Below are 18,090 nucleotides of genomic sequence, written 5' to 3'. Positions count from 1 at the left end.
TCCCAGCGGCAAGAAACGCCATCTTGGCGCATACCAATATTATTTCGAACGCTCCCTGATGCGGGCCGCGGCGTCGGCCATCATCTTCGCGCCCCGCTCCGCCAACGCCAGGTCCGGCGTGGGAAGGATCACAGACCCCCCGGCTTTAGATGGCAGGATGACCACAGCCCTGCCGGTGCAGGAGATTTCCTCGCGCTGGTTCGTCCCTTTAAGGTCCAATTCCACGGCATGGTGGATACCCTCGATCCGCTTGTCCACCACGCTTCCCGTGATGACCGTCGTGTCGCCATGGAAATTGAACATCCGAACGTCGGTCTGCATCGACATGATCCAGGCCTCATCGCCCATCCAGTTGGTGAGAGCGTGGGTAAGCCAGTTGGAGCGCATCTGGCCGTAGTCATAGGGCGCCGGCAATCCGAGATCCTGCGCGCGCTCCGGGTCCCAGTGCACGCGCATCATGGACCCGGGAACGCCATATCGGTCCTCGCTGTAGAAGGCCGGGATTTTCTGGCGGATCTTCCAGCCATAGCGCAAGGGGCCGCCACCATAGGTCGCGCCCAGGCCCCAGCCCATATGCGCCCCGATGACCTCCACCATGCCCAGCGGTCCCTTGGCCACCGGCACGATCTGGTCGCCGACCAAGACGTCGTCCCACCACCTCGGCTCAGCCCCGCGCCTTTCCTCCGCCGCGTACAGGCGGTCGATCGCCTCGATCTCTTCCTTCGTATAGACGTGCCGTTTGGTGTCGGCGTGACGGCCGACCTTTTTCGATCCGCCCCGTTCGGCATTGACGAAGCTTTCGTAGCGCACGGCCACAGGTTCGCCATCCATGTTCACATAGAGGTGCCGATAGGTTTCAAGCACGGTACGCGCGCCCGAGAAGGACGATGTCTCCTTGACCTGAACGTCATCGACACTCAGGTCGTGATAAAGCTGGTCGCCCGGACGCATCGGCTTGAACAGCAGCCACCGGGTTCCGACATTGTAACGGCCGACCCCTCTGTAGAGCCCTTTGAACAGCGCCTTCATCTCGGGCGTCGCGGGAGGCGGCGTTTCATTCAGGCCCGTCGTGGTGGCGAACAGGGGCGGCGCGATCTGGCCGCGCCAACGGGTCGTGCGGGCGTAATCCGGCTCATGCCACAGCGGATTGTCATCGCCGATGAAGCCGAAGGCGAAGTGCCTGATCCCATCTTCGGAGACGATCCGGTTATAGGGCAGGCCATGCGTCGATTGAGGCACGCCCATCTGGCGCCGCTGCCGGTCGATATCCTCATCCTTGATCCGGGCGTCGATGGCCTTGGGCGCCGCATGCTCTGCTATGTCTGACAAGATTTCCTCCATGCCTGGTCGTTGAGCGGCGTCAGGGGATTGCCGCTCTCTTCTATTATTGTCGCCAGCCCCGACGGGGTCGGCTAATTCATCGCCAGCGCAAGCAATTCGGACCGGATGATCTTCATCGAAACGGTCCTGGGAAGCTTGTCCACGAACTTGAAGGCCACCGGGACCTGATAGGGGGTGAGATGTTCCCTCGCGAATGCCTTCACGGCGCCCTCATCCGGGGCGCTCTCGCCGTCCCGAAGCTCGATCACCGCCACCGGCACATGACCCAGACGGGCATCGGGAACGCCGACGACGGCAGCATCCTCGACGCCGGGAAAGCGGCGAAGCACGTTCGCAACCTCTTCCGGCAGGACTTTGAACCCGCCCCGGACAATGGCATCGTCCGCCCTGCCATGGATGAAGAGGAAGCCATCCCCATCGATGCGGGCGAGGTCGTTGGTGCCGACCCAGCCGGTTGTCTTCTTGTCGACCTGCACCTCCAGCAAGCCGACGCCACCGTCGAGTATCTCCTTGCCCGTCACAGGGTCCATCACGCGAATCTGCGCGCCGACTATCGGTCGGCCCGCGCTGCCGCGCTTTTCCCTGGAATAGCGTTTGTGGTCGGCCAGCGACCAGCCGGCCACGCCGCCGAATTCCGTGGCGCCATAGTCGCAGAGAATGGGAACCCCATATTTGTCCTCAAAAGCCTGCTGGAGGTCGGAATCCAGCGGTGCGGTGCCGGTTCTTATAGCAATGAGGCTGGTGAGACGTTCCGGGGGGACCTGCGCATCCCAGATCATCCTGATCATCGCCGGCACCAACGAGAGTACCTTGGGGCGATACCGCCCGATCGCGTCGATCGTCCGTTCGATGTCGAACTTCTCGTGCAGCGAGATCGGTCGGCCGGAATAAAGGGCAAGCAGCACCGCGAACGAGCCGGAATGTGCGAGCGGGCGAATGACGAGCGCCGGGGACTGGCTCAGCCGCGGCGGTCCTTCGTCAACTCCTGCTTCCTTCCGCTGGCCGAGCGACAGGGAGGCAAGAACCGCCTCCTCGCGCTGGGGCGTCCGCTTCGGCGGCCCCGTGGTGCCGCTGCTCACCCGCTCGATCACAAAGCCCGGCATGGGATCGCGGTGAGTCTCCGGACCGACGAACTCCAGTCCCGGATAAGGTTCAATCGATGTCGTGAGGTCTGACCAGCTCGCGACGATCCCCGCGGTGCCCGATGCCCGGGCGGCTTCGACCACGCCGGGGATCGCCCAGAATTGCGGATCGCCGATGATCAGCGGGAAGCGCTGCGTCCGTATCTCGTCCGCCAGAACCTGCGGGGCCATATGGGGGTTCAGGACACAGGCGCAATGTCCGGAAAGCACAAGCCCCGTCAGGGACGCCACGGAGGAAGGTACGTTCTGCGCCGCCCATCCCACGACGTGATACTCCTTCAAGCCCGCCGCCCGCAAGGCTGCGGCAATCGTCAGGGCAACGCCGCTCAGCTCCTCCCAGGACCATCGATGCCCCTCGAACTCCAGCGCCCAGGATTGAGGGTTTATGGCGAAGATAGTTTGTAGACGCTTGGCGAGTTGCATCGTTACCTCAATGAGACCTGACGGAGCTGTCCTGAATTGCCGTCCCGGCGCTTCTGGATGAAGATTGCCATGCCGATTCCTAGCCGGACGCAACCCTTCAAAACTTCACATTCATCCTTCGCGAGCGCGGAGGCCAAATCCAAGGAGAGTATAGCATCCGGGCAGGTCAATGACGCATTGACGGCAAGGATCGGCATATTTCCCAGAGATTTATCCGCGCGGCATGGCCAGCCCACGCTCAGCGATCAGGTTCCGCTGAATCTCGTTCGCACCCGCCGAAATGGTGGAGCCGTAGGAGTCCAGATAGTCATACATGGGAACGGGCAGCACCGTGTTCTGCGGACCGATCTTCTGCCCTTCCATGCCCGCGATACGCAGTTGCAGCTCCGCAAGACGCGTGCGCAAGGATGAACTCAGCAGCTTCACGAGCGAGGGGGTCATCGACCAGACGCCCGGCTCCCTCGTTTCGCGCAGCAGCGCCCGGATCTGCCGGCGCACCGCATGCTGCTCGGCGAAAAGGCGCATGAACTCCCGCCGAAGCTGATCGTCTTTCAACCAGGCCGCATCGCTGGTAAGTTCACGCTCATAATATCTCTGCAAGGTGGCCCGTTCGCGCTCCAGCCGGTCGAATGCGAGCACGCCGCGCTCCGCCGAAAGCGTCGCCTGCGCCACCGCCCAGCCCTCATTTTCGTCGCCGACACGATCCTCGATCGGGATACGCACATCCGTCAGGAACAGCTCCGCGAAATTGGACGCGCCGGTCGATTTGCGGATGGGGCGCACCTCCACCCCCGGCGCCTTCATGTCGAGGATGAAGTAACTGATCCCCGCTTGCTTGCGCGCATCCGGATCAGTGCGCGCCAACAGGATGGCCCAGCTCGCATACATGGAATGCGACGACCAGATCTTCTGGCCGTTGATGACATAGTGATCGCCGTCCCTTACCGCGCGCGTTTGCAGCGCCGCCAGATCCGATCCCGCGCCCGGCTCCGAGAAGCCCTGACACCAGACCGTGCCCTGCGCGACGGTGGGAAGATATTTCCGCTTCTGATGCTCGGTGCCATAGGGGATGAGCGTCGCCGGTATATGGTTCATCGCCACCGTGAAGGCCGATGTTTCCGGCGCATCGGCTCTGGCAAATTCATCTGCGATGATGATCTGATGCTCGAGGTTGAGGCCCGCGCCCCCATATTCCTCAGGCCAGTGGGGCGTCGCAAGTCCGACCTTGTTGCGCTCGCGCATCCACCATCTCTGGACCTCGACCTGAGCGGCCCCCTTTGCCTGCTGCCAGCGATGCGCCTGTTCGGGAGGGGCCAACTTCCTGACCCACGCCCGCACGCCCGCCCGGAATGCCTGAAGGTCGTGACGCAAGTCCGTGATCGAGCTGTCCCGCAGACCATCGGAGCAGGCCGAATCCATGTCATTCCCCCCTGCCGGATTTTCTCGCGAACGATATGAATCGGTGCTCATCGGCTCTCATATTCCCTGAAACTGGCTATATGGCCGGATTTCAGCGTTCCTCGACCCCGTTGGCCAAGGGTAGGAAGTCATGACGGAATGTGAGACTGTCCTTCCCGACGTTCTTCATCCGCTTCCCAGAACGGGCAGCACATTCGCCGGCGTGAAGGGAAAACGCCGCAGGATCTTGCCCGTGGCGTCATGGATCGCGGCGGCGATTGCGGGGGCCGCCAGAACATTCCCGCCTTCCGATCCCCCGCCATAGCAGCCGACTTCCGGCCGATTGAGAAGCACGACCTTTATCTCCGGCATCTCCGCCATGGTCAGGATCGGATATCCGGCCCAGTCGGTGGCGGTGACGCCGCTCTGGTCGAACATCACCTCTTCCTTCAGCGCCTGGCTGAGCCCCATGGTCACGCCGCCTTCGACCTGACGCTGGAGTTGCTTGGGATTGATGACGATGCCGGGATCGACCGCCACGACGCAGCGTTCCACCGTGACGACGCCCGTCGAAGGGACAAGCGAAACCTCGCAGACGCTGGCCCAATAACTGTCCAGCCGGTACAGCATCGACACCCCACGACCGCGCACCGGCCTCTCGCCGTCCGAGGCATGGTCAGGGGCTGGCGACGGGCGAGGCTGCCATCCGGAGGCGTCACGAACCGCCTCCAGGACGCCGACGACACGCGGATCGGTCGCGTGCCGGATGCGGAACTCCAGAGGATCGGCACCGGCAAGGGCGGCCGCTTCGCTGATCGCCAGTTCGCGCGCGAAATTCTGCTGGAACTGGCCGGGCGAACGCATGCTGTGGTCGCGCAGGCCGATGGCCAGGGGCGAGGCGTCCTGCCCGATCTGGCGCGTGCCGTGCGCCCGCTCCATGATCTCGGTCGTGCCCTCATAGGTCCAGCGGTCCCACAGGAGGTTCAGCGTGGACTTACCGTACACAGGCGGCTTCTCGGTCGGCGGCGGGAGCGTCGGCAGACCCGCGAGCACCGCGCCGATGAGCCGATTGTCGTTCATCGCCGGCATATGGTGATCGACCTGAAAGGCGATCATCCGGCCCTTCGCGTCAAGGCCGATCTCGATGTCGGAGAAGGCGGCGGGCGACTGGGTCGACCATTGCATATCCTCCGCACGCGTCCACTGGACGCGGACCGGCCGGCCCAGCTCCTTCGAGAGGATCACGGCCTCGTCCTCGGCCCCCGCATTCCCGCCATTGGAGCGTCCATAATGGCCCGGCCCGGCGAAAGTGCGGATGACCACTTCGTCCAGCCCTACGCCAAGCATCTGCGCGATCTGCCGGCGCAACATCTGCGCGTTCTGCGTATGGGTGTAGACCGTGGTGACATCGTCGCGCACATCCGCGACCGCCATGGTAGGCCCGATCGGCGCGTGTTTCATATAGGGCACCTGATAGGTCGCCTTCAGGGTCCGGGCGGCGCCGTCCAGCAGCGGACGGATGCCCTCCTTGCTGTTCTTTCCCTGTTGCACTGGCGTCGAAGCCCAATCGGCCTTGCGCAACGTCTCATAGAGACCGGCATTGGTCGGCAGTCCCTGCCATTCCGTCCATTTGGTGTCGCCAGTGACCTGCAACGCGGCCTGACTCGCTTCCCATTCGTCGGGCGAGACGACGGCGACCAGATCGCCCTTCACGACAATCCTTGCGGTGGGAAAAGCCTTCGAGTCCACTGCGCCGGCCGAGACCAGCTTCGAACCCAGCGTCGCCGGTCGGACGATCCGCGCATGCCACATTTCCGGAAGCCGGACATCGGTGACCCATTGCTCGGTGGCCGAGACTTTCGACTTTATGGCGCTGTTGTCGATGGACTTGCCGATGATCTTATACTGGCTGACCGGCTTGGTCGGCGGGTCCCCGACGATCCTCATTCCCGCGGGCCAGCGCTCCTGGACAGAAATGGTCAGCGTCAAGTCGCGTCCCTTGACCAGATCGCCATAGGTGACTCTCCTGCCTCCCACCGAAAAGGCGCCGTCTTCGCCCACGAGCTTCTCGCGTGGCACACCCAGCCGCTCGGCGCCGAGGTCCAACAGCGCCTGATATGTGTAGGCGGCGGCCTTGCGGACGTTCGGCGATCCGGCCTCCAGGAATCCGTAGGAGCCGCCGCCATCGGGCGTCCGGTCCGTATCGCCCGTGACGATCGTGGTGATCGCCTCGATCGACATGTTCAGTTCTTCCGCGACAATTTGGCGGTAGGCGGTGAACACCGTGCCCTGACCGAAATCACTGTTCCCGGTGCGCAACAGGACGGTGTTGTCCGGGCGGATCTCGATCCAGGAGTTCAGCATCGCCGGATTCAGCGAGCGGCCAACCGGGCCAGCCGTCTGCAGGCGGTACAGTGCGACGCCCACCATCAGGACGCCCCCGCCCTGCAGAAGTTTGCGGCGGGTGAGCACCGGCAGGCGGGCACTATCAGCAGGTGGTACGGGCATCAGTCAGCCCTCTCGCATGATGGCCGAAGCGCGATGCACAGCCTCGATTATGGCGGTGTAGCTGCCGCAGCGGCACAGGTGCGGCGAGGGGCCGGATGTCGTGAACGCCTCCTTGATCTGCGCAGTGGTTGGCTCGGGCGTATGTTCCAGAAGCTCCGTGGCCTTGATCATCATGCCGCTCTGACAGAATCCGCAAAGCGGCGTCTGTTCCTCGATCCAGGCCTGCTGAACGGGATGCAGGGGCGACTCACCATGGCTGGGCGCGCCACGGCTGCGCGCCCATCGACCGGGCAAGCCCTCCAGGGTAGTGATTGCCTTGCCGACCGCCTCAGCCAGCGGAAGGACACAGGAACGAACCTCCTCGTCTCCCAACAGGACCGAACAGGCGCCGCACTGCGCAAGGCCGCAGCCGAACTGCGGTCCAGTCAGGCCCAGCTCGTTGCGCAGAACATGAAGCAGGGGCGTGTCCGGCGACGACTTGACCGGAGTTTCGGCGCCGTTGACGACGATCGTAACCATCAAATCCAACCTATTCCCAATTCGAAGGTTTCAGCCATCTGCTGTTGCGGTAGCGGCAACTTCATATCGACAACGCATCCCCAGTTCACGACGCCAGCTGAAGCACCCGATCAGCCACGCGATACTCCTCCTCTTTTTGCGTCGCCAGCTCCTCTCCAAGACGCCAGAGGCGATCCATCGCCGGGGATGTTATGCCCTTGCGCTTGACCAGATAGAGATTGGCGCGCGGCTTCGGCCCGTGAATGGGACGCCGCACAAAGCGCGGAGGATTCTTCTCGCCGGGCGCCAGGTTGATGAAGAACAACCTTTCGCGCTCGGCAGCATCGGCCATGAACGCATGTCCTTCAGGGACCATCACGGATATGGCGCCCACCCTATCGACCCATCCGTAGATAAAGTCGCGCCGGGCCTCATTCGATACCGGCGTGACCGCGACCCTGCGACCGCGCAGATCCGAGAGCGCTACCGATTCAGCCGCCGCCAGGGGATCTTCTTCCGGGATCGACAATGTCGTGTGGCCGCGTTCAATGCACAATTCTTCCATATCCGCTTCACCGACGGGACCCATCACAAGACCGACGTCGACGGTCCAGCTGCGCAACATGTCCAGCACGCCCTCGGTCGTCTCCGTGGCGGTGAGGTCCAGGTTCACGCCCGATCGGACGGCCTTATATTCCTCCAGAAGAATGTTTCTCGCCTGAAACCAGTAGGTGAAACGCGCCACACCGATCCGCAGATTCAACCTGCGCCGACGTTGCATCTCCTCTGCCTTACGTGTGGTGGACTCACTGATCTCGGCCAGCTTTTCAGCATAGGCCAGGAATTCCTCGCCATCCGGCGTCAGATAGATGCGGCTGGCTTCCCGCTTGAACAGCGCAAACCCAAGCCGGCCTTCCAACTGCATGATCTGACGCGATAACCACGGCTGGTCCGTACACAACCGGTCGGCAGCCCGCGTAAAAGATAATTCCTGGGCGACGACGGCGAACTTCAGGACTCGATCAAAATCTAACCTCATGACTGCACCGTTCCATTTACTCTGAGCCCGGATGAACGCGGCGATACCGCCCCGCTTACCCTGCTCCCTGCAGCTAAACCCTTTCAAACGCCGATATTTCTTCCCATCTCGCCTTGCCCGGGAGGCTGACTCGCCACCCTCTCCGACCCACGAAATCGAACCGTCGGAACGATATCCACCGGGCTTTGTCGAAGCCGAAACTATCAAGCGTTACCGCGAATATAGAGGCGCGCTGGCCGGTAGAGGTCGGGCGGGCCGACTTGCCGCCGGTCCAGCGATGGCGCGAGGGAAAGGCATGAAAATTCATGCGCATATGCCCATGCTCCTGCTCCTATTGTCTCATATACGGTCTTTATGTTCCGCTATTGGTCCAATTTCGCAGAGATATGGGCGGGTGTCAACTCGTCCTGCGCTTTGTTCCCGGTCCTTCGCTTTAATGGGCGCACAGGCGCGCAGCCGCTGCTCATGGACGCGGCTGTCGGAATAGCCTTGACGGCACGGATCACGGATCGATGGCGTACAATTGCAGGCCCAGCCGGGCGTCGCTGCCGCTATCGAAGCCAGCGAGGAGGGCCGTTCCGCGATCGAGCAAGCGGGCGGATGGCGCACCTAGCCAGCGCCTACTGCTCCGCGCTTGAGCAGCATAGCAGTCGACTCGACGGGCAGCGCAAAGACGAGCGTTTTTCTTACGGTGCCCGTACACAGCGATTCTTGATGTCGCCCACCAAATGCGCGGCGATGCCCGGATCGTCCAGACTATCAAGATCCCATCCCTCTGGATTGAATGTTGACCGCATCACTTCGACCTCCGGGAAGAGCCCGATTTCGCCGCCCTGCACGTAGAATTCGCGTCCGCTCACATGGGCGGTGGCGTCGGTACACAGCCAGACGGCCAGGGCGGCCGCATGCTCTGGCCGGGACGGAATCACCGACTTGGTCGTGCGATTCCAGATTCCCGACATTCCCAATTCCACGGATTCGGCCATCAGCTGTTGCAGCAGCGGCAATTTCATATTGGTGATCGACGAAGAGGGACGAACGGCGTTGCAACGAACGCCGAATTGCCCAAGGTCCCGCGCGACCGAACGCGTCAGACCTATGACCCCCTCCTTGGCGGCGCTGTATGCCGACATGCCATAATGACCAAGACCTGACGCCGAACTTGTATTGACTATGACGCCGCCCGTGCGCTGTTCGATGAATATGCGGGCCGCAGCGCGGATCGTCGCGAAATAGCCTTTCAGATTGACGTCATGCACAATGTCCCAATCTTCTTCCGACAGGTCCTGGACCTTGGAAGGCCGAAGAATCCCGGCATTGTTGATCAGAATATCCAGTCGTCCAAAATTGTCGAGCGCGGCGTCGATCACCGCCTGCCCCCCCTGCATGCTGGCGATGCTGGAGGTTTCGGCCACCGCCACGCCGCCGGCGGCGATGATTTCGCTCACGACATGGTCCGCGAACGACCTGTCGCCGCCTCCGCCGGTCGGCGCTCCGCCCAGATCGTTGACGACCACCTTCGCGCCATTGGCCGCAAGGAGCAAAGCTTCCGCACGACCGATCCCGCGGCCGGCGCCTGTCACGACGGCAACCTTGTTTTCGAGGCGAAGCTTGGGTGTCACGGGGTCATTCTCCAAATCTGTAAGGCCAAATCCGTCAGGGACGCGCCCATCAAAGGGGATTCGGGATTATCAGGCAACACGTCTCAAGCCGAGTGCCCCTGTGGCTGCAACAAAGCCCGCAGGTCGGTCTTTTTCACCTTGCCTCGCGGCGTGCGGGGAAAATCCTCAACGACCTCAAGCTGTTCCGGCATTTTCTGTTTGGCCAGCCCAAGTTCGGCAAAATGGGCCTGCACCGCCGCAAGGCTTATGGATTGGCCAGCACGCAAGGAGACAAAGGCGCAGACCTTTTCGCCATATAAGGGGTCAGGCATGCCGATCGCAGCGGCTTCCGAGATCGCGGGATGGCCGCACAGGGCATCTTCAATCTCCTTCGAAGAAAGATTTTCACCACCCCTGATGATGATGTCCTTCTTCCGGTCAACGATGGTGAGATATCCCTCCCCGTCCCGCACGACGATGTCGCCCGTGCGGAACCATCCGCCGGGCAGGAAAGCGTCGAGATCCAGCGTCTCATCGAGATAGCCCACGAAGAGATCCGGCCCGCGCACCAGCAACTCGCCGGATGTTCCATCCGCGACGTCATTATCTTCGTCATCCACGATGCGAACCTCGACACCCGGCAGAAGCCGGCCCTCGGTATAGGCGCGCTTCCCGATCGGGTCTTCCTTGCGGCCCGCGCAGATCGTCGGCATTTCCGTGGCCCCGTAAGTCCGCAGGCCCATAATCCCGGCTTCTTCAAGTCGCAATATTTGCGAAGGGCTGATCGACGTGCCGCCCATTGTGAAATATTTCAGGCTGCTGATGTCGCCAAGGCCCTTGTCCACAAGATCGAACAGGGTGAGCATGAAAAACGGCACACCGTTGCTGGTGCATGGTTTGAGCCGGGTGATCAGGTCCAGACAGGCCTGCGCATCCCACCGGTCGCGCGTGACATTGCTGTTTCCCGTCAACGATCCCCTGATCAGTTCCAGCGCGCTGCCGATATGGCCGAAAGGCCCCGCCGACAGGAATAGCGGGTTCTCCGGATCGGCGGGACGGTAAAGAGGAAAGGTCTTCGTCTCTGCGATCAGCGTATTGTGGGTATGTCTGACGCCCTTGGGCGCAGATGTCGTTCCCGATGTGAACATCAACAGGCAAATGCTGTCAGGGGAAATATCGACCGTTCCCAATGGCGGCGGCTCGATGGCGAGGAATTGATCCCAGTTCATGGCCCCGCGACGGACTTCCTCGCCGACAATCAGGATATGTTCCAGATCAGGCAAGGAGCCGAGCGATTCCAAGCGTTCCAGAAAGTCGATATTGCGTGTCCGCTGGGGTACGATCAACATCTTCGCCCTGGCGGTCGCCAGAATATATTGCAGGTCGCCCGTCCCATAAATGGGTATGATGGGCAACAGAACCGCGCCCACCATGATGATCGCCTGGCTCAGGATCACGGCTTCCCACCAGTTGGGCATCTGGACCGCGACGACGTCCCCCGGCCCGATGCCCAACGCCTGCAAACGGGCGGCATAGGTCAGGCTCAGATGGTAGCTTTCGTGCAAGGTGAACACGCGCTCCGGCCTTTCGGCGGAGTAGAAGTGGCGCTTCGCGTCGGGATAGGTTTGCGCGCCGATCCGCAGAATATCGCCGATGGTTTCCTTTCCATAGAAACCTTCAGCATGCCAGCGCAGCCGAAGCCGTTCCCGGTCCTCCCGGATTTGCGTGAGCGTAACCTCCTTGGAGGCGCGCGACCGTGGATCGAGAGCGTCTTTACGCATGGCCGGTATTTGTTGTCCCTCTGAACTTATTGTCATCGGTGGATGAGGCGGATCGCCGGAAACGTCCCGATCGTCGTCCACCGGCTGGCAAGCTACCGCCGCCGGGCCGATGCTTCCATAGCTAATCCGCCGGTCCCAATGCGCAACCCGCATCGGACCAGTTTGAACTCCCCTGGCCATGGACGCCGCGCCCCGATGACCAGGGCCAGGGTCCCGCACGATCGCGCGGGCCCCTCGCTCACCTCATCGCCGCCCTCGACCTTCAGGGCGCTCTTCCGTCTCCCGTCAAAAATCGAACCGCAGTTCAGCGCCATACATGCGCGGATCGCCATAGGCGACGCTGTTGAACCCAAGAGCAGCCGCCAGCGGATTACCCTGCTGCATGTACTTGGTGTTGAATATATTGGTGCCAAAGAAGGCGACGGACAACGGCTTGCCGCCAATATTCGACCATTCGGCCCGCAAATTCACTAGATTATAGCCGGGCGCGCGCGATTCGGGATTGTTGAAATTCAGGTCCCAAAAATATTGATGACTCTGGTGATAATAGCTCGCCCGGAAACTCAGACTGCCATAGTCATCAGCCAAAGGAGCCGTGATCTCGGCCGTTGCTCCGAGCTTGGTCTTGGGTGTATTGGCGAATTCCGATGCTGTCGCATCCCCCTCCGGCGAGGGAAAGGATTTGTAGAAGGCGTCCGTGTAGGAATAGAAAGCCGACAGATTCAGCCAGGATGTGGGGCGAATGCTCGTTTCGAAATCCGCGCCCCTGATCGTGCCGCTTGCAGCGTTCAACGTCGCTGTCAAAAGCTGGCCATTGACCGGAATAGCCTCATTCTTCTGAATATCGCTGTAATTTCCGGTATATACACTGATGTTCGTTCGGCCCGCCATGCCCTGGAAATGCCAATCCGCTTTCAGGCCCGCCTCATAATCCGTTATATATTCCGGCTGAAAGGCGGTAAGCTCCGGCGTGGGCGCATGGGCGTTGAAGCCACCGCTCTTATAGCCGCGACGCGTGGCGAGATAGACCAGAACGCCGGGATCGATACGATAATCCAGGCTGAAATTATAGGTGGGAGCCTTGAATTTCGCGGTCAGGTCCGGCGTTCCGTCAAGCAGGTCGAGCTTTCGGATATCCCAAGTGTACCGGCCACCGGCGGTAAACTTCAGGCCGGGCAGGATACCGCTCAGATCATAGGTTGCCTGTCCATATATGGCCTTGCTGCCGTCGCGGCGCTGGTTCGACGCGACACCGTTGGGGTTGCCGAATATCTGCGCATGTATCGCAGTGATGCCGGTCGGCGACAATTGCTCATAATATAGCCCTCCAATGAAGGAGAGGTTGCCATTCAGCGCCTTGCCGGACAGCTGAAACTCATCCGTCACGAGCTTGGTATGCACGGATTGCGGAAACCACAGAATATTGAACGAACTGCCATCCTGATCGGTAACGAAATTCTGATCGAACCGTTGATGGCCGAAAATATTTTTCAAGGAGAAGTCAGACGAGACCTGATAGGTGGTTTCATTGACAATGACGAGCTGTTTGCTCTTGTTGAATGTATTGACATCAGACTCGATCACACGCGGACCGCGAGCATTCTGCGTCTGAACATATTGCAATGTATCCGGGTAAATCTGGGCGACGAGGGAATTGGGCCGCACCGCATTCATCATGAACGACCCGCCGCTGTCGTTCACTCTCGAATATTCCACGACCAGATAATTCGAAAAACCCCCGGATGGAGTGAAAAGCACACTGCCGCGATAGGCCTGGCTGTTGACGTTGTCGCGATATGTGCCATCCGTGAGGTTGAGCGTGTAGCCATCCCGCTTGATCCTCTGAGCGTTGAGGCGCACCGCCAGCACATCGGGAACGATCGGAACGTTCAGCGCGCCTTCGGCATGTCTGAGATTGTAATCCCCCAGTTTCGCCATGGCATAGCCGCCAAATTCGCTGGTGGGCCGCTGCGGAGCGAACAGGACCGCGCCCCCGGTGGTGTTGCGACCGAACAGCGTTCCCTGCGGCCCCTTCAACACCTGGACGTTCTGAAGATCCAGGAACGACGCGGTCGCTTGGCTGATGATCGGTATATCGGCGAAATAGGAAGCGACGCCTGCAAATGCGCCGCCATATGTCTGTGTTTGGCCGCGCATCGCGAAATTTGTCTGGGTACGGCTACCCCCCGCCCCGACGGTTGTCAGCCCCGGCGTGTGAAATTGCAGGTCGATAACATTCCTCACACCTTCGGCGGCAAGCGTTTGACCTGAAATCGCCGTGACCGACACCGGAACAGACTGAAGGGATTCAGCACGTCTGCGGGCCGTCACTACGATGTCCTCCAACTCAATCGGAGCCTTGCCCGGGTCATGAGTGTGAGTTCCTTCCGGCGCCGCCGCACGTGCCTGTGGGGTTTCCTCCGCAAAAGCCGGCGTTGCCGCCGAGTAGATCAAGACTAACGGCAAAGCGCTTGCACCCAGGCACTTCAGACCTCTGGAAAACTGCATAGTGAATCCCCTCTCCTGTTATCTTGTTATCGCGTCCTGCCCGGTCATTTCGGCTCGTGAATCCCTCCCGAGGTTTCATGCCCGGGCGTCCCTGTATTGAAGGGATGCGAATAATATAGAGGATGCTCAGCTATAATATTTCAGGCAGCAAATGCGTGACCGACATCGGCATATGCGTTTTATTTCTCTCCATGAAACTTTGAACGACGTTCCCGCCTGACGGAACAATATTTCTACATGAAGGAGATCATGGATAGCGCAACAGGAAGATGCCCTCATGGCGAGTCCGCCATGAGGGCATTGAGAGATCATCTGCTATGGACTTGTCCGTCCCGAGCATGAGTACCCGGGGCGCGACCAACCCGTTTCAGGGGATTTTCCCCTTCACTGGTTCAATATTTGTCGATCCACCTATCTTATTTGCGATATTGCTGGATCATTTTATCTTGAGCACCACGAAATTCCGAGGAAACTTTGTCCCTGTCACCGTACAGATCGTCCCAGGCGGCCTGGGGACGGTGCAGCGAACCTTGAAACTCCGGCATGACTTCCCGCGCGAACAATTCGAGCGAGCGCACGGTCGCGGCCGGATCGGCCACTTCCGTCAACAGAAGGCACAATGTTCCAAAGCCTCCGGACTTGTTCCAAAGCCGTTCGATCTGCGCCTTGGCCATTTCCGGCGTTCCATACACCGCATAGCCGCTGTCATTGGCCTGCCGGCAAAGGGTTTCGTGATCCGTCGTTGCCAGGACCTCTTCAATATCCTTCGCGCCTGGGGCGCGGAACGGTCCGGTCGAGGAAAAACGCAATTCATTGGCGTAACCGTACTTCATCTCCTCGATCGCCTGATCGACGGTCGGCGCCAGATGCATCGGCGCCACCAGACGCCACGAACTGCGATCCACCTTCTGCCCCGACACGGCGGCGGACTCTTCGACGACGCTCCAGGTATCGCTCAAATAGTCGAAGCCTCCCAGATCGTCGGTGGCGGAAACGCCGAGCAGGCCGGTTCCATATTGCCCTGCCAGGCGCGGCCCGGTCGGCGAGCGCACGGCGGCGACGGTCAACTCGAAACAAGGCTTGGTATAGGGCGAAAGTTGCAGTCGCGCATTCTCAAGCCGGAACCAGTCCGTCTCCATCGTCAGCGGTTCGTCGTTGCGCAGAAGATGGGTGATCGCGGCGACCCCCTCTTCCATCCGCCGGCGCTGCTGCGAATAGTCCATGCCCATCATGCGCGAGTCGGTCACGAGCGATCCCGGCCCCATGCCCAGCATGGCGCGACCGCGCGTCAGATGGTCAAGCAGAACCATCCTGTCCGCCAATATCAGGGGATGATGATAAGGGAGCGATGCCACCCCGGCCCCAAGCTTGATATGCTGCGTCCGCTCGGCTGCCGTGGCGATGAAAACTTCCGGCGAACCGATAATTTCATATCCGCCCGAATGATGCTCTCCGATCCAAACCTCATCATAACCAAGTCGATCCAGATGCTGGATCAACTCGAGATCATGATGCAGGGCACGGGTCGGATTCTGACCCGGCGCATGCCACGGCGGCATCATCGCGCCAAATTTCATCTGCATCTTTCTTTTATCCACCGAATGCTCTCCCAAAGCGCTGAACATCCCGACTCTCGAGGAATTCCACTCTCGAGGCAAGATAGCTGCCCTAAAACTGAGCTAGCGTCGCCTGCCGCCCGGCAATTAGCAAAGGCGCGAAAGACATGGCGGCATGCGGGCGCCCCTCTTCCGCGAAAAAAATGGCTGCCTAATCTTGGCAGAATTTTAGAGTTCGATGAAGAGGGGCGGGCGGATTATGCGTATAATGGGCATGGATGAGGAGCAGCATGGTCGGCTGAATGAGGGACTGGAAGCTATCGCCAACCCCCTGACCGGCGAAGCGCCTGTCGCCAGAGGTCCTGCGACGGCGCTGACTGCGGCGCCCCCGAAACAGGCCCTGCCCTTGACCTCGAACCTTCGGGGCGCGACCTGGATGTTGGCCTCCGCCCTGGTCTTCACCGTCCTGATGGTGCTGGTGCGCTATCTGGGGACCAGCTTTCCCGCGCCGGTGCAGACTTTCTACCGTCAACTCGCCAGCTTCCTCGTGCTGATGCCCCTCATCCTGAAGCGGGGGTCGGCGGCCTTCACCGCCAGCCGCCCCTGGGTCCTGTGCCTCCTTTCCGGCTTCGGGACTGCAGCGCTGGGGCTGTCCTTCTACGGCTTCCAGAAAATGTCCCTGGCAGAGGCCAACGCCTTGTCCTTCACCCGCGCCCTGTGGCTCGTACCGCTGGCGGCCATCGTGGTACGCGAGCGGGTGGGCGTCATGCGGATCGTGGCATTGTTCGCCGGCTTCGGCGGCGTACTGATGATGATCCGCCCGGCCGAGGGCCTGCACTTCACCATAGACGCGCCGACCTTGGCGATGCTGGCCTCCGCTTTCCTGCTGGCGATGACGGTCGTCAACCTGAAGCTGTTGACCCGGGATCATTCGCCGACGGTGATTCTGGTCTGGGGCGCCGCGCTGGGCGTGCTCTTCACGCTGCCGCCGGCGCTTCTCGTCTGGCGCTGGCCTCATGGAGTGGATTTGGCTCTGCTAACGCTGCTTGGGGTGCTCGCCACCGTTCAGCAGGCCTTCTTCGTGAAGGGAATCCAGCTGGGCGACGCCGCCATCATGGGCTCGATGGACTACAGCCGGCTGCTCTTCGGTGCGGTCGCCGGCTACTGGCTATATCACGAGGTGCCCGGCCCCTGGACGCTGGGCGGCGCGGTAATCATTGTCGCCTCCACCCTGTTCATCACGCTGCACGAGCGGCGGCTCGCGTTGGACGGCAAGGCATAGGACCCGTTTATTTTCAGCTAAGGTTTTGGATGGATCAGGAGAAATCGATGGCGATAATTCGGCACTACCAGATGACCGCCATCAGCGGCCGAGAAGACGATCTGAAATCGGCGTTGGTCTTGCTAGCGCAGAAAGTGAGCGCAATGGATGGATGTGTGGAGCTACAGATTTTCCAGGATCCAAAAGCTACTGAAACATTCATATTCATCGAACGTTGGCGGTCTCTCGCCGATCACGAAGCTTCCGGAAAGGTGCTGGGGCGTGAAGCATTCTCAAATGTGATGGCTGCTCTCAGCACGCCGCTCTTGGCACGCTATCTTGAGCCGGTCTGTCAAGTACACCCCGTTGGCTGAGCACGGGAACGAAACAGATAGATCCTGCGTGTTCGGCTCGTAAAGTCGCCTAACTTGGCGTTGCACAAGTTTTGGCGGCCTTTGCCTTTCGCCCCGCAAGGGCCGTCTGTATAATTGCCTGTATAGTCGCCAGACCACCGAAAATGATAACGCCCGCGGCGATCCCCAGAAAAACTTCGGCGGGCTTCGTTGAATTGACGATCTGCGGAATGGTCGCCACGGTCAGGAAGGCCATCGTCGCTGGATTGATGACAATTCCGGCCATTCCACGGATCAGCAGGAAAACAGCCACCAAGACTGCGAACAGCATTACGGCCAGGGCTGCACCGGCGCCAAGCAGCGGTGTCAACCAAGTCGGCAGCGAAGCAATCGCGACACCCGTCAGCGCACCCAGCGCAGAGCGCGGCAATCGATTGAGTTTCATGCCTTCCATCATACTCCACTGGAACAGGAACAGAAATCCAGCCCAATGTTCACGTACACCGAATGCACCGGTCAGGATGAAGAAAATGGCGATCAGGATGCTCGCGGCGCCCAATGTTGCGATCGCCTTGGTCGTCGACATGTCCGTCTCCTTATATAATGGGCTCGCGATGGCCAAGGTCCCGCACGGTCGCGAGATCTTGGCCATTCTTCATCATTGCCCCCGATATTTCAGGA

Annotated in this window: 13 protein-coding genes; 2 read left to right on the top strand and 11 right to left on the bottom strand. The window is 60.7% G+C overall.

Annotated elements, in window-relative coordinates:
- Positions 1–39 precede the first annotated feature (39 nt).
- The 10 genes from F7P65_RS13525 to F7P65_RS13480 all read right to left on the bottom strand — a co-directional run bounded on the left by F7P65_RS13525 (position 40) and on the right by F7P65_RS13480 (position 15,822).
- Positions 40–1,329 carry an FAS1-like dehydratase domain-containing protein gene (locus F7P65_RS13525; protein ID WP_205452062.1) on the bottom strand — a complete coding sequence of 430 codons (1,290 nt, stop codon included), beginning with the start codon at positions 1,327–1,329 and terminating at the stop codon, positions 40–42.
- Between the two features lie 83 nt (positions 1,330–1,412).
- Complete coding sequence (locus F7P65_RS13520) at positions 1,413–2,906, bottom strand: class I adenylate-forming enzyme family protein (protein WP_150292550.1); 1,494 nt, start codon at positions 2,904–2,906, stop codon at positions 1,413–1,415.
- 210 nt (positions 2,907–3,116) lie between these two features.
- Positions 3,117–4,376 carry an acyl-CoA dehydrogenase family protein gene (locus F7P65_RS13515; protein ID WP_150292548.1) on the bottom strand — a complete coding sequence of 420 codons (1,260 nt, stop codon included), beginning with the start codon at positions 4,374–4,376 and terminating at the stop codon, positions 3,117–3,119.
- 114 nt (positions 4,377–4,490) lie between these two features.
- Complete coding sequence (locus tag F7P65_RS13510) at positions 4,491–6,812, bottom strand: xanthine dehydrogenase family protein molybdopterin-binding subunit (protein WP_150292546.1); 2,322 nt, start codon at positions 6,810–6,812, stop codon at positions 4,491–4,493.
- Positions 6,813–6,815: 3 nt separating this feature from the next.
- The gene (locus tag F7P65_RS13505) at positions 6,816–7,331 is read right to left on the bottom strand and encodes a (2Fe-2S)-binding protein (RefSeq protein WP_150292544.1); all 516 of its coding nucleotides are present in this window, start codon (positions 7,329–7,331) and stop codon (positions 6,816–6,818) included.
- Positions 7,332–7,416: 85 nt separating this feature from the next.
- Complete coding sequence (locus F7P65_RS13500; protein WP_150292542.1) at positions 7,417–8,349, bottom strand: LysR family transcriptional regulator; 933 nt, start codon at positions 8,347–8,349, stop codon at positions 7,417–7,419.
- A 686-nt stretch (positions 8,350–9,035) separates the two neighbouring features.
- Complete coding sequence (locus tag F7P65_RS13495; RefSeq protein WP_150292540.1) at positions 9,036–9,971, bottom strand: SDR family NAD(P)-dependent oxidoreductase; 936 nt, start codon at positions 9,969–9,971, stop codon at positions 9,036–9,038.
- 83 nt (positions 9,972–10,054) lie between these two features.
- Positions 10,055–11,731 (bottom strand): AMP-binding protein, encoded by a 1,677-nt coding sequence (locus F7P65_RS13490; protein WP_162854616.1) that lies wholly within the window; start codon positions 11,729–11,731, stop codon positions 10,055–10,057.
- Positions 11,732–12,016: 285 nt separating this feature from the next.
- Positions 12,017–14,239 (bottom strand): TonB-dependent receptor, encoded by a 2,223-nt coding sequence (locus F7P65_RS13485; RefSeq protein ID WP_150292536.1) that lies wholly within the window; start codon positions 14,237–14,239, stop codon positions 12,017–12,019.
- A gap of 416 nt (positions 14,240–14,655) precedes the next feature.
- Entirely contained in the window at positions 14,656–15,822 is a 1,167-nt protein-coding gene (locus tag F7P65_RS13480) for an LLM class flavin-dependent oxidoreductase (protein ID WP_150292534.1), read from the bottom strand.
- A 232-nt stretch (positions 15,823–16,054) separates the two neighbouring features.
- Here F7P65_RS13480 and F7P65_RS13475 point away from each other — a divergent pair, with 232 nt between their 5' ends.
- On the top strand, positions 16,055–17,077 hold the full coding sequence (locus F7P65_RS13475) for a DMT family transporter (RefSeq protein WP_205452061.1): 1,023 nt from the start codon (positions 16,055–16,057) through the stop codon (positions 17,075–17,077).
- 47 nt (positions 17,078–17,124) lie between these two features.
- On the top strand, positions 17,125–17,430 hold the full coding sequence (locus tag F7P65_RS13470; RefSeq protein WP_162854615.1) for a putative quinol monooxygenase: 306 nt from the start codon (positions 17,125–17,127) through the stop codon (positions 17,428–17,430).
- 49 nt (positions 17,431–17,479) lie between these two features.
- On the opposite strand, the gene F7P65_RS13465 is transcribed toward F7P65_RS13470, so the two are convergent.
- Positions 17,480–17,995, bottom strand: coding sequence for a hypothetical protein (locus F7P65_RS13465; RefSeq protein ID WP_150292529.1), 516 nt, complete (start codon positions 17,993–17,995; stop codon positions 17,480–17,482).
- Positions 17,996–18,090: the final 95 nt, after the last annotated feature.

This window comes from Sphingobium estronivorans (assembly GCF_008692605.1).
GTDB lineage: Bacteria > Pseudomonadota > Alphaproteobacteria > Sphingomonadales > Sphingomonadaceae > Sphingobium > Sphingobium estronivorans.
Note: the sequence above shows the minus strand (reverse complement) of the source record. Positions and strands in the feature narration are given on the sequence as shown.

What these genes read in the sequence shown, in the direction of transcription:
- F7P65_RS13485 (WP_150292536.1), bottom strand. Translation starts at nt 14,239, where the DNA reads ATGCAGTTTTCCAGAGGTCTGAAGTGCCTGGGTGCAAGCGCTTTGCCG.
- F7P65_RS13500 (WP_150292542.1), bottom strand. Translation starts at nt 8,349, where the DNA reads ATGAGGTTAGATTTTGATCGAGTCCTGAAGTTCGCCGTCGTCGCCCAG.
- F7P65_RS13465 (WP_150292529.1), bottom strand. Translation starts at nt 17,995, where the DNA reads ATGTCGACGACCAAGGCGATCGCAACATTGGGCGCCGCGAGCATCCTG.
- F7P65_RS13480 (WP_150292534.1), bottom strand. Translation starts at nt 15,822, where the DNA reads ATGCAGATGAAATTTGGCGCGATGATGCCGCCGTGGCATGCGCCGGGT.
- F7P65_RS13515 (WP_150292548.1), bottom strand. Translation starts at nt 4,376, where the DNA reads ATGAGCACCGATTCATATCGTTCGCGAGAAAATCCGGCAGGGGGGAAT.
- F7P65_RS13490 (WP_162854616.1), bottom strand. Translation starts at nt 11,731, where the DNA reads ATGCGTAAAGACGCTCTCGATCCACGGTCGCGCGCCTCCAAGGAGGTT.
- F7P65_RS13520 (WP_150292550.1), bottom strand. Translation starts at nt 2,906, where the DNA reads ATGCAACTCGCCAAGCGTCTACAAACTATCTTCGCCATAAACCCTCAA.
- F7P65_RS13505 (WP_150292544.1), bottom strand. Translation starts at nt 7,331, where the DNA reads ATGGTTACGATCGTCGTCAACGGCGCCGAAACTCCGGTCAAGTCGTCG.
- F7P65_RS13470 (WP_162854615.1), top strand. Translation starts at nt 17,125, where the DNA reads ATGGCGATAATTCGGCACTACCAGATGACCGCCATCAGCGGCCGAGAA.
- F7P65_RS13475 (WP_205452061.1), top strand. Translation starts at nt 16,055, where the DNA reads ATGCGTATAATGGGCATGGATGAGGAGCAGCATGGTCGGCTGAATGAG.
- F7P65_RS13510 (WP_150292546.1), bottom strand. Translation starts at nt 6,812, where the DNA reads ATGCCCGTACCACCTGCTGATAGTGCCCGCCTGCCGGTGCTCACCCGC.